Consider the following 12549-nt stretch of genomic DNA (forward strand, 5'->3'; position numbering starts at 1 on the left):
GATTCTTAGTATCAGGTTAGTATGGATCACTACAAAAGCTTAATTAAGTACAACATCCAGTCAAACCAACGTGTTTTAGCTCAATTACGGGATTTCCCTCAGCATGAATTTGAGAAAGAATTGGGTGGCAGCTTTCCTTCCCTAAAGTTAACCATACGGCATTTACTTGAATCAGACTGGATTTGGCTCAAACGATGGCAGGGTGAACCCCTGGCTACGCTTCCTACTCATTGGGAGACGAACGCCGTCGAATCGATTCAGGCAATTTGGGAGCCAATTCAGGATGACATAGACGCCTATTTTTCGGTATGCCTGCCTGACCAACTGGAACGAAGCGTTCGGTTTACGACGAAAAAAGGAGATACCTTCGCGCTCCTGCTGTGGCAAACAATTAATCATGTGGTTAACCACGGCACTTACCACCGGGGACAAATCACAAATATGGTCAGAATGTTGGGGTATCAGCCTGTAGTGACAGAACTGTTTCTCTTTTTCAACGAGAACAATCGAGTGGAGCAATCAAATACGCTCAGTTAGCAGACCGTAGAACGCCTGATTTACTACCAGTCGGCAAAATCAATCATAAAATGCAAAAGCGTGTCAAATTCGATTTTGAGTTGTATTTCACCAATGGTGGCAGCCTAAAGGGAGAAGACTTTCGATTAGATATTGAAGGCGACGACATTTCAGAGCAGGCTTTGATTGACTATATCATTGCCGATCTGCGCTTATTGATGGTCGGCAAGGCCAACATTCTCAACAAAGAAATTCTGACGGAAGCCCACAAAAGAACCCCTATCCGTGAAGCAAAACAAAGTCGGCTGATCGATCTGAGCCATACGATCGAAGATGGCCTTGTCACGTATAAAGGTCTTCCTGCCCCCATTGTCTGCGATTATCTAAGCCGTGAGACTTCCCGGCAATTTTATGAAGCGGGGACAGAATTTCAGATTGGTAAGATTGAGATGGTTACCAATACCGGTACGTACATAGATTGTCCTTTTCACCGGTATGAACAGGGCAAAGACCTGTCGGAAGTGGGGTTGGAAGCATTTACGGACTTAGAAGGCACCGTTATTCATGTTCCCTATACCGAAACGCTGGCCGTTACGGAGAGTCATTTACAAAACTATGAAATCAGAAATCGCGCCGTTCTGATTCGTACCGGCTGGGATCAATTCTGGAATACCGAAACCTATTACGAAAACCACCCTTTCCTGACGGCCGGGGCCGCTACGTATCTGCGTGATTGTGGTGTAAAGCTGGTTGGTATTGACTCGCACAATATTGACGATACACGTGGTAAAAGCCGTCCGGTTCACACTACTTTACTGGGTTCCGACATTTTAATAGTCGAGCATCTCTGTAACTTATCGTTGCTACCAACCGACGGCTTCACGTTTAGTGCTGCCCCGCCAAAATTTAAAGGCGTCGGTACATTTCCGGTGAGGGCTCTGGCTAAGCTCAACTGACGCGACCGATCGCTCGTATTATCGCCCGTATGCTTACGTTTTTGGCTAGGTTTACGTTTAATAGAAAAGTCCAGATCAACTTACGTCGCTTATGCGGTATTTATGTTTTGCGCTGATCAGTTTCCTGATTGGACAATCGCTATACGCTCAATCGCCAGAATTCCGGGTCGAATCGATCAAGCCCTCCGTTTATGTTCACACGTCCTACATGCTGTATAGTGGCCAGCCTTTTCCGTCAAATGGATTAGTCATTGAAACGAAAAAAGGCGTTGTTCTGGTCGATACACCCTGGGATACCCTACAAACACGCCAGCTTCTCGACTGGATCAGTACCAACCTGAAGCGGCCCGTCTTATTAGCCATTGTTACCCACGCTCATGATGATCGGCTGGCCGGTACAGAACTACTAAGACGACAAGGGGCGAGGGTGATTTGCACACCCTTAACGGCCAGACTGGCCAAAGCGAAAAACCACCCCGTTCCTGATGCTATTTTACCGAATGACACCACGCTGAACATAGGTGGCGTACGAATTGAAACCTACTTTCCGGGCCGCGGCCATTCTCCCGACAATATCGTCGTGTGGTTACCGAAACAGAAACTTCTCTTCGGCGGATGCCTGATTAAAAGCGTTGAAGCCAGTGGATTAGGCAATATTGCCGACGCCGATCTAAGCGAATGGCCTGCAACGATCCGTCGCGTACACGAACGCTTTCCCAAGATCGATGTACTCGTTCCGGGGCATCAAAGCTGGAAAACAAACGATACGTCAATCGCAATTCCTTTCGGCCATCCGGCCTTGCAGCGTACAATAAATCTACTGGACCGTAAAGGCGGTTGATACAATTTACCCTTTCACATAGAGGTAAATCAACTCCGAAACCGTTGCCAGTGTATTATCGGCAGCCTGATCGTTTTTGAGATCTTTCGATAAAAGTACCAAGACGTATTGGCGGCCATCGGGCAGGAAAACAATGCCAGAGTCATGGGAAACACCCTTGATGGAACCTGTTTTATGCGCAACCTTGACCTCTTTCGGTAGTTTGGCCGGAATCTTCGACATAAAGCGCTGGTCGAGCAGTATGTCAATCATTGCTTTTGACGCTTCCGGATTGACCGCCTGACCGGTAGCGATTTTCTCAAAAATCACCATCAGATCGTAGGCCGTTGTTGTGTTGTTAAGCCCCTGTTCAAAGGCTTTCGAATCTTCAACACCGCGCCGGACCTGTATGTCTTTTGCCCCCAATTCACGCATCGTTTGCGTTACTTTTTGGGCATCTGCCTGTTCAATAACCAGGTTTGTCGCCAGGTTACTGCTCAGAATAATCATGTCGTAAACCAGCGACGCCAGCGTCCGTTTCGTTCCGACTTCCTTATAAATGTTGGTATCACTATCCGTCTGCGCTTTCAGGCTGTACGAACTCCCATCGACAATACTTTTAAACTCGGTTTTTATGGGGATAGAGTCAGCTAACGACAACCGTTTCTGCGCCACTTGCTTATAGACCTCGATCATGACGGGTGTTTTCATGGTACTGGCGGCATGAAAGACATCGTGTTCCCGAATGAAGAGTTCCTGGCCCGTACTTAAGTCTTTAAAAGCAACGGCAAAGACACCACTCTGCTTCGCCAGCTCCTGATTGATTTGTTGCCGCAATTGATCGAGCGTTGTTCTGGACTGGCAAACAGCAACCACTCCCAACCCCGATAAACACAATAAAATAACCGTCAGCCCGATAGGCCGGTAAGTCAAAAGCGCCATAGGTACAAAATGATTTATAGTCAGCCAATTTAGCCAAATATGGGGCTTATCAAGCGAGAAACGGCGATTTTATCGTACTCGAAAAAACTTAAGATAGCAGTCGCCATCGCATTTAGGCCTCAATAGCAATGTATCCTGCTTGAACAACACACCCTGGCGGAAGTACTGATTAGCCCGATTGGTATTGACATAGAGCTTGACCCCTAATCCGTCCTGTTCCGTTGAATCAACATCATACAGTTTAATCGGATTATAGTAACTCATTTCATCACCACTGGCCGTCAGTTTTCCATCAGGAGCAAAGGTGAGCGTTTGAGCGGGAACCGCTCCGTATCTCCGACGGGCAAAGAATAATGTATCGCGGGAGGTAAGTGTCGAATCACGCACTACCTTCACTTCGCGTTTATCGACAATGATTACGCCGTATGTATAATTTCTCGTATACAGTAGTGAGTCCTTAGGAAACTGCCGCTCATAAAGCTGCCAGGTCCCCGTAATACGCGGATCACCCGCACCGGGCGAAAAGTCCTGATAGGGATCTTTGCAGTCGGCCAGAAAACCGACTACCAGCAGGCAAACAGAGAAGGATAGGAAGAATTTTTTCACAAGTCAGTTGGCAGTTCGCAAAACTAACGAAAGCATTTTCTTCAGGATTGCTCTGACTACATAGTTTTTATCAGATTGGCGGGTTTACCAGTCTGGTATTCGTTACAAAAGCATGGCAGAGAGCCATAGATGCTTCTCGGCCATGCTCCTATACTAAAACTATACAAAATGTGTGCCTCTTTCTTTAGCGTCGGCAACAAAGGCTTTAACTTTCTGCTCGTCTTCTTTGCGGCAGATCATCAGCACATTGTCATATTCGGCTACGATAAACCCATCCAGCCCATTGATGGCGACCAGCCGATCTTTAGGCGTTTTGATAATGCAGTTTTTAGTATCGTACAGTAAAACATGGCCATCGATCACGTTGAAGTCGTCGTTTTTGTCCGATACTTCATACAATGATTTCCAGGTACCCAGATCTGACCAGCCAAAGTCGCTCAGCACAACAAAAACGTTCTCCGCTTTTTCCATGATACCGTTATCAATGGAAATACTCTTCGTCAATGAATAGGCTTTGTCAATAAAAGCGGCCTCGCTTTCGGTATAATAATCTTCTTTCCCTTCGTCAAAAATTTCGGCAACTTCGGGCAGGTACTTCTCGAAGGACTTGATTATCGACTGTACATTCCAGACGAAAATCCCGGCATTCCAGACAAATTCACCACTTTCAACAAATTGTTGCGCCAGTTCAAGGTGCGGTTTCTCGGTAAAAGTTTTCACCTTCAACGGATGTTGCTTGCTGTTCGCCTGATCCGGTTCCGGGATGTACTGAATATAACCATAACCGGTGTCGGGGCGGCTCGGCTGAATGCCCAGCGTTACCAGAATATTCTGATTTTTTGTGGCTTCCAGAGCGGTAAGAATCGTGCGCTGAAACTCTTCCTCTTTCAGAATAATATGATCGGCTGGAGCGACGATAATGTTCGCTTCCGGATCGTGCTGGGCAATTTTATAACACGCATAGGCAATACAGGGAGCCGTATTGCGCGCAATGGGTTCACACAATACCTGATCATCGGTAAGCTGCGGCAGTTGTTGCTGACACAGATCCTTGTATAAAGAACTGGTTACGATGAAGATATTTTCGGGAGGGCAAACACCGTTGAAACGATCGGCAGTTTGTTGAAGAAGTGTTCGGCCAGTGCCTAAAACATCATGAAATTGCTTTGGATAACTTGTCCGGCTAAAGGGCCAAAACCGCGTTCCGACGCCCCCTGCCATAATGATAACATACGTATGATTCATTGGTAATGCTCGTAAAAGAATAGGGACAATGTGGTAAAGTTGCTACTATCTTACCTAAAAACGCCAGAATAGTTCAGGATTCTTAGTAAATGATAAACGTAACAGCCTGACCGACTAACAAAAATAATCGAACAAATAGCGAACTCCGCCATCTATTCGATTATTTATGTTACTTAAATAAAAAATACCTTAACTACCAGTCACCACCCACAGCTCTTAGCAGCGCTACGGCATATTGGGTTTCCTGGCTTCTAAGCTGGACCAGTTGTTGCTCAGTCGTTAAAATTGTCCGTTGTGCATCCAGAACTTCCAGATAAGTTGCCAGTCCACGAACATATAATTCACGATTGTATTGTTCTGTTCGGCGGGCCAGTGTCAGTGTTTGCCCCTGCAAATCTATTTGTTGCCGTAAGAGGGTTAAATTATCCAAAGCCGTTTCGGCATCACGCTGCGCCAGCTGCAATGCCTGCAAATAGGTCTGCTGGCTGGTCTGCGTGAGCTGTTTGGAAAGGAGGATATTCTGACGTGCCCGGTGGCCTTCATACAACGGAACCGATGCGTTGACACCAACAATATATGTTGCACTGCTCGGTGTAAACCATGGCCCAAGTCGACCCGACAGCACCCCACCTGATCCAACCAGCGTTACCCTTGGCAATGTACTGGCCTGCTGAAGAGTAACCTGAGCAGCGGCAATCTGATTCTGCCGTGTAAACTGCAACAGATCCGGACGGCGCTGTAGCTGATCAACCTGAACAGCCGCATACGGATAGGTTGGCACTGTTGCGGGCAACGTTCCGGCTGGTATCGAAAACTGCGTAGGGTCCTGAGCACACAATTGGGCCAGACCATTGACCAGCTCAGTACGTGCTCGTTCGAGTCCTTTAAGCGTCACTTGCAGCGTCGCATAATCCGTTTCGGCCCGTTGTACATCGATCTGATTGATCAGCCCAACCCGAAATCGTTCACGGATGATAGACAGCGTTGTATCGCGAGACTGAATATTCCGGCGAAAAACAGCCTGCTCAGCATCGTTTCCCCGAATAAGCATATACGTGCGGGCAATATCGGAAGCCAGCGTGAGCCGGAACGACTGATAATCGGCATCGCTGGCCTGCGCCTGCAAGTCAGCGACGGCAATACTGCTTCGAATCCGCTTAAACAAATCCAGTTCATAGCTGGCATCGATCGGTAGCAGCTGGAGCGTATTCAACTGAAAACGAGGAACCTGATCGGGTGCCGCCGTTGCAACCGAAAGAGGACGATGTTCGGATAGACTCTGGGTTGTAGCGAGCAATGAACTCCGTAGAGATGGCGACAAAAATGATTGCGCCACTTTAACCCGAATCCGCGACTCTTCCAAACGACTTAAAGCCGCCTTTAAATTCGGACTATTTTCCAAACCCAGTTGAATAAGCGACTCAAGCATAGGATCACCAAACCGCTTGAAGCCGCTAATTGTCAAGGCGGGCACCGGCGCATTAGGATCTGGTGCCGTAACGGACGACATGGCAGGAGCAGCCGTTCCCGTTGGAGCCGAACCCGGTTGCACGGTTACCGACCCTCCCGGCGCGTTAAGGGGTGCTGTTTGAGCCTTTGCTGTATAACAATAAATCGGAGTGACAACGGCAACAAATCGGAGTACCGACCGCAAAAAACTATACATTATACTTTTATTCATCGTTGGGCTACAGTTTTTTCAGCAACTGGTTTGCGGAAGCGGACTTTCTGGCCATCGCGGAGCCGATCATTAGGATTGGTTACGACACGTTCCTGACCAGTCAGACCACTCGATGCTTCGAGCGTTGTTCCGTAATCGCGACCAAGTGTAATCGGCACAAATCGTACGCGCTGATCCGACTCGACAACCACAACCCGTGGACCGTCCGAAGTCATCTGCAACGCATTCGCCGGAATCAGAACGGGCGAGCTGGCGGCAATCATATCAAATCGCACCTGACTGTATAATCCCGATGGTAATTCCTGCTTCGGATTCGGAATCGCTACTTCAGCCAGCAAAGTTCGCGAATCGCTGCGCAACGTGCCCGATGTTCGGACAACTTTTCCCAGAAATGTTCGATTTTTCAACTCTGGTATGACAACCGTTGCCGGCATACCAACCTTCACAGACTGATAATAGGTTTGTGGTACATCGACGAAAACCCGCAACGTACCTAATTCGGAGATCGTAAAAAGTGGTTGTCCTGTGCCTGGCGACACTAGTGTCCCATTTTCAGCCGTCCGGGCCGTAATGACACCACTGAATGGAGCACGCACCTGCTGTAAATCTTTCAGGGCCTGCAAGCGACCCAGGGTTGCCTGTGCTACAGCAACGGCCGACTGACGGGTATCGACATCCTGCTTCGCAACTGCGCCCGGCAACTGAACGCTCTGTAAGCGTTCCAGATTCGTTTGTGCAAGTTGCTGGTCGGCTTTGGCCCGAACAATATCCTGATCAAGCTCAGGCGCATCGATCGTTGCCAGAACCTGACCTTGCTTTACCTGCGCACCGATATCGACATACCAGCGACGCAAAAAACCCTGTGTTCGGGCATAAAGGGGTGTCTGACGATAGGGCTGAATCTGTCCGGGCAACGTCAAACCGGTCGTGTCAGACGAGTGTTTGAGCGACACGACGTTTACAATCGGTTCACGATTTCGTTCTTCAGTGGCCGCAGCTTTCAGCTCCTGGCTGTTCTTTATGCGCGGCAATACACCCGCAAACACAAACAGCGCGATCAGTAGCAACAGGGGAATGATAACTCGTAACGCTTTCATACAGGTTGATTGATAGGCAATTGGTTCAAACGTTCTACGGTCATAACGGCATCTTTGTTAAGTGGGCCATAGAGATGCGGAAAACGTTCGTTGTTGGTCGAAACCTCATAGATTAACTCATGGAGCAACTGCGCCGGATCGACATGGAGCAGCAATAAATCAGGTATGTTCTGATAATACCGCTCCAGCACACCCGGCACCTGCTCTTTTGTAGACAGATGAATGAAGCCTTCAGTCCCTAAACTGTCGGCTTCATAAATCAATTCTGTTTCGTAGTTCGCCCAGACCGACGCTGAAACGATATGATAAATCAAGTCCATTGTTACGCTTCAGAAGGTTGGGGCTTTGTTGTTTTACGAGCCAGATAGCTAAACACAACCGGAACAAACAACAAGGTTGTGAAGGTTGCCAGAATCAATCCGCCAATAACCGCCCGGCCAAGTGGAGCGTTTTGCTCACCCCCTTCACCCAAGCCAAGTGACATGGGTAACATCCCGATAATCATGGCAATAGCCGTCATCAAAATCGGCCGAAGCCGCGTCCGACCTGCTTCAAGAGCCGCTTCGTAGGCATTCCCAGCAACCTCAGGTAAGTGATCTTTTGCAAAGCTAACCAGTAGAATACTATTGGCCGTTGCAACACCCACACTCATGATGGCTCCCATCAACGACGGGATACTGAAGGTTGTTCCGGTCAGGAAAAGCATCCAGACCATGCCGCACAAAGCACCCGGCAAAGCGGTGATGATAATGAATGGATACCGGAACGACTGGAAGTTGACAACCATAAGCAGGTATACAAACAAAGCCGCGAACACGATACCTAATCCAAGTCGGCTGAATGCACTTTCCATACTTTCGACCTGCCCGCGAAGCGTGATCACGTTACCCGGCTTGAGCTGGGTTTTATACTCTGCCGTGAGTGTTTCCAATGCTTTCGCCACCGACCCCAAATCCGTTTTTTCAACGGATGCATAGACATCATAACTCGGCTGGGTGTTCACTCGATTGATAATGACGGGTGCCACTGTCCGTTTCACCGATGTAACATTGCTCAGTAGCTGGGGCGTTACCTGACCCGGTACAATTGGCGTCCGCAGCAATTTTTCGTACGAATCGAGCTTATAAGGTGGCGTCTGTACAGCAATCAGATACGGGAATCCAGTATTCGGATCGGGCCAGAAGTTGGGGCGCGTCTGACCTGTACCGCTGAGCGAGATGTTCAGGTTCGACGCAATACGCTGCTCCGTCAGGCCAAACTGCCCGGCCCGTTCGCGGTCAACATCCAGAAATAGTTCGGGCGCATCCAGCACCTGATGCAAATGCACATCGACTGCGCCGGGAATCTGAGCAATTTTATCCCGCATTTCGCGGGCTACTTTAAGATTATTAGCCCGATCGAAACCCGAAACCTGCACGTCGATAGCCGACGTCAAGCCAAAATTCAGGATCTGGCTAACAATATCGGCAGGCAGGAAGAAATAGGTAACATCAGGCATTTCCTCCCGCAAACGCGCCCGCAACTCCCGCACATAGTCATCGGTTGGGTGCGATCGCTCTTCGTTGAGCGAAATAAGAAGCTCTGCATCCGACGACCCTACCGACGAATTATCGGTGAAGATAAAGTTATAGCGTTCTGAGGTCAGACCAATGTTGCTGATAATCGACCCAACTTCATCTTCCGGAATAACCTCCCGAACAATTTCAGCCGTTTGTGCAGCGACCTGTTCAGCCGTTTCGAGTCGTGTACCGGCCGGTGCCCGCAAATGCAGTTTAATTTGCCCGGCATCGACTCGTGGGAAGAAATCACGGCCAACAAATGGCACCAACACAACCGTAAATGCCACAATAGCGACGAATAATGCCAATACCGCCCGACGGTGATTGAGCACCCATTCCAGCGCACTTATATAACGAGTCTGAAAGCGGTCAAATCCGGCATTGAATCCTTTATATAGTTGACCAAAGAACGATGTCCGTTGCGTGGTTCCGTGTTCCGAGCCGCCTGCTCCGTGCGATTCTCCGCGTAACATCAGGTCAGCCAGCGCCGGAACGAGTGTCCGCGAAAGCAGGTACGATGCCAGCATGGCGAATACGACGGCTTCGGCCAGCGGTCCAAACAGGAATCGGGCCGGGCCTTCCAGAAAAAGTACCGACGTAAATACGATACAGATCGTTAGGGTAGAAACAAGCGTTGGCGTGGCAATCTGCTGGGCACCTTCCAGAATTGCCTGCCGCAAGGGCATGCCTAATTCCTCGTTCCGGTGAATGTTCTCGATCGTTACAGTGGCATCATCGACCAGAATACCGATTGCAAGTGCCAGGCCGCCCAGCGTCTGAATATTCAGGGTTTCGCCCAGTAAGTAGAGCGTAATCAGTGACGCCAGTATTGACAACGGAATGGAGATGGCAACAATCAGCGTACTGCGCCAGCTCCCCAAAAACAAGAGAATCATAGCCGCCGTAAGCAGAGCCGCGATCAAACCTTCAACCAACACACCTTTGATCGATGCCCGCACGAATACCGACTGATCGAACAGTTCCTGAATCCGGAGGTTCGACGGGGCCGCAGCACGAACAGTGGGCAAAATCTGGTTACGAATCTTATCGACGATCTCCGTGGTTGATGCATTACCTGTCTTAACGATACTCATCAACACCCCTTTACTGCCGTCCTGCTTGACGATATTCGCCTGCACAGCGGCTCCATCGTGCACATTGGCCACATCGCGCATGTGAACGGTTGAACCACCCACTACCTTGATGGGTACATCGTTTAAGGTCGTGATGACGTCCGGCTTTGAATTCAGGCGGACATTGTATTCGCGCTCACCCAACCGGAGCGAACCACCCGGCAGTGTCAGGTTCTGATTGGCAACGGCACTCAGGACTTCTTCGGGCGTTACGTTATAGGCAACCAGCTGATCGGGCTCCAGATCGACCATGATCTGGCGGGTTTTACCACCAAATGCCTGCGATAACCGGCTGCCCGGAACGGTCGAAATCTGGGGGCGAACGCGGGTCTGGGCATAGTCCGTTATCTGAGGTTCGGTCAAACTGTCCGACGATAATCCTAATTGCAGTACCGGTACATCGGTGGCATTATAGCGCACAATGAGTGGCGGCTGCGTGCCGGGCGGCATCCGAACCAGAATGGTCTGCGAAATGGCCGTTACCTGCGCAATGGCCTCCTCAATTTTTACTGTTGGCTGAAAATAGATTTTCAGAACAGCCGTACCATTATACGTCTGCGATTCGAGCCGCTGAATATCACTAACGTTGTTGATGATGGAAGTCTCGGAGAAGTTGGTAATCATCTTCTCCATTTCATTGGTCGACAGGCCGGTATAGCCCCATAATACGGATACGACCGGAATGTTGATCTTGGGAAAAATATCGGTTGGCATTTGCGTAACCGATAGCCCGCCCATGATCATAATCAACAGCGCCATCACGGCGATGGTGTATTTTTTTTCAAGTGCTAAGCGAACAATCCACATGATAAAGCGGGCAAGTAATTTGTACTCACAGAATTAAGTTTTAACTCTATCTAGTAATGGGTCAAAATTAGATGCTTGCCTATCGCCAAAACAGGTAGGTTTGGTAGATTCACTGGTAAAAAATGCAGATTCCTAAAATTAGCTCTGGAATAACTACCAGTAAAGCACGTTATGCTGCTATTGCATACAGTTGTTCGCGGTAGGCACGGGGGGTTACGCCGGTTATGCTCTTAAAAAATTTGGTAAAATTCGAAGGGTCTTCGAAACGGAGCTGGTACCCTATTTCGGCTACGGTCAGATCTGTATTTCGAATTAAATTCTGAGCCTCGAATGCTGTTCGCTCGCGAATGTGCTGAAGCGCCGTTTTACCCGTATATTTTTTTAGAATATCGCTCAAATAATGCGGATGGATATGCAGTCGATCAGCCGCTTCATGTACGGTCAGAACAATCGGCGTTTCCTGATTGGGATCAGGCAAATAATACATCTGTAGCAAACTCTGAAACCGCTCAACTAAAGACACAGGCTGCGAATAGTCGATGGCTGAGAGCGTTTCACGGTATATATGCCGACTCTTAATAAACAATGCCTGAAGCAAATGATACACCAGATCCAGCCGATCCGCTTTGGAACGCGTTGGGTGACCAAATTCAGTATCAATCGACTCAAATTGATTGTGCAATTCGTTTGATTCATCCGGCGTGATATGAATCAACGGTTGCGCGCCCTTGCGGAAAAAAGGATACTCCCGCATCGGATCAGACAGAACCGACCGTTTGGCCACGTATTCCGACGTAAACATCAGTACATAGCCGTGCCACTGATCATTCTTACGGATTGCCCGAACCGTCCAGGGACGCAGGAAATACAAGGTGCCCGGCTGAACATGGTAGGGAACGCCATCAAGATGAATCGAGCCAGTGCCCTCGGTCACTAACGCTGCAACATACGTACTACTCCGGAAAGGCGGAATCACCTCACCCGGACCGCCGAATTGTTCGAACGGAAAAATACCAAAACAACGATTTGTCGAGTCAATCGATTTGACTGCCTTCAAAAAATCGGGCAGATTATCGTAGTAGGGAATTGGTTGAGTTTCCACGGCAGCCTGGCGAAAATACAAACACGAAACGGCAATGACGAGCGACTAGTGAAACCTACGTAGTAATACTACTCACCAATCAAAA

11 protein-coding genes are annotated in these 12549 nt (G+C 48.9%); 3 read left to right on the forward strand and 8 right to left on the reverse strand.

All coding sequences use genetic code 11. The features are described from left to right. Positions 1 to 21 precede the first annotated feature (21 nt). The 3 genes from GJR95_RS11065 to bla all read left to right on the forward strand — a co-directional run bounded on the left by GJR95_RS11065 (position 22) and on the right by bla (position 2313). Positions 22 to 537, forward strand: coding sequence for a DinB family protein (locus tag GJR95_RS11065; RefSeq protein ID WP_162385918.1), 516 nt, complete (start codon positions 22 to 24; stop codon positions 535 to 537). A 50-nt stretch (positions 538 to 587) separates the two neighbouring features. Beyond that, on the forward strand, positions 588 to 1472 hold the full coding sequence (locus tag GJR95_RS11070; RefSeq protein ID WP_162385919.1) for a cyclase family protein: 885 nt from the start codon (positions 588 to 590) through the stop codon (positions 1470 to 1472). A 91-nt stretch (positions 1473 to 1563) separates the two neighbouring features. Next, positions 1564 to 2313, forward strand: a complete 750-nt coding sequence (gene bla / locus GJR95_RS11075) for a subclass B1 metallo-beta-lactamase (RefSeq protein WP_162385920.1) — start codon at positions 1564 to 1566, stop codon at positions 2311 to 2313. Positions 2314 to 2319: 6 nt separating this feature from the next. On the opposite strand, the gene GJR95_RS11080 is transcribed toward bla, so the two are convergent. From GJR95_RS11080 to GJR95_RS11115, 8 genes are all read right to left on the reverse strand, one after another. Next, complete coding sequence (locus GJR95_RS11080) at positions 2320 to 3234, reverse strand: serine hydrolase (protein WP_162385921.1); 915 nt, start codon at positions 3232 to 3234, stop codon at positions 2320 to 2322. Positions 3235 to 3303: 69 nt separating this feature from the next. Next, positions 3304 to 3840, reverse strand: coding sequence for a hypothetical protein (locus tag GJR95_RS11085; protein WP_162385922.1), 537 nt, complete (start codon positions 3838 to 3840; stop codon positions 3304 to 3306). Positions 3841 to 3999: 159 nt separating this feature from the next. After that, positions 4000 to 5085, reverse strand: a complete 1086-nt coding sequence (locus tag GJR95_RS11090; RefSeq protein ID WP_162385923.1) for a mannose-1-phosphate guanylyltransferase — start codon at positions 5083 to 5085, stop codon at positions 4000 to 4002. 193 nt (positions 5086 to 5278) lie between these two features. Then, positions 5279 to 6766, reverse strand: coding sequence for an efflux transporter outer membrane subunit (locus GJR95_RS11095; RefSeq protein WP_232541152.1), 1488 nt, complete (start codon positions 6764 to 6766; stop codon positions 5279 to 5281). Then, positions 6763 to 7863 carry an efflux RND transporter periplasmic adaptor subunit gene (locus GJR95_RS11100; RefSeq protein WP_162385924.1) on the reverse strand — a complete coding sequence of 367 codons (1101 nt, stop codon included), beginning with the start codon at positions 7861 to 7863 and terminating at the stop codon, positions 6763 to 6765. The genes GJR95_RS11095 and GJR95_RS11100 overlap by 4 nt, the downstream gene beginning before the upstream one ends. Further along, the gene (locus tag GJR95_RS11105) at positions 7860 to 8183 is read right to left on the reverse strand and encodes a DUF952 domain-containing protein (protein WP_162385925.1); all 324 of its coding nucleotides are present in this window, start codon (positions 8181 to 8183) and stop codon (positions 7860 to 7862) included. The genes GJR95_RS11100 and GJR95_RS11105 overlap by 4 nt, the downstream gene beginning before the upstream one ends. Positions 8184 to 8185: 2 nt before the next feature. Further along, on the reverse strand, positions 8186 to 11362 hold the full coding sequence (locus GJR95_RS11110) for an efflux RND transporter permease subunit (protein WP_162385926.1): 3177 nt from the start codon (positions 11360 to 11362) through the stop codon (positions 8186 to 8188). A 169-nt stretch (positions 11363 to 11531) separates the two neighbouring features. Then, the gene (locus GJR95_RS11115; protein ID WP_162385927.1) at positions 11532 to 12464 is read right to left on the reverse strand and encodes a helix-turn-helix domain-containing protein; all 933 of its coding nucleotides are present in this window, start codon (positions 12462 to 12464) and stop codon (positions 11532 to 11534) included. Between the last annotated feature and the right edge of the window lie 85 nt (positions 12465 to 12549).

Origin of the sequence: Spirosoma endbachense (genome assembly GCF_010233585.1) — a bacterium.
GTDB lineage: Bacteria > Bacteroidota > Bacteroidia > Cytophagales > Spirosomataceae > Spirosoma > Spirosoma endbachense.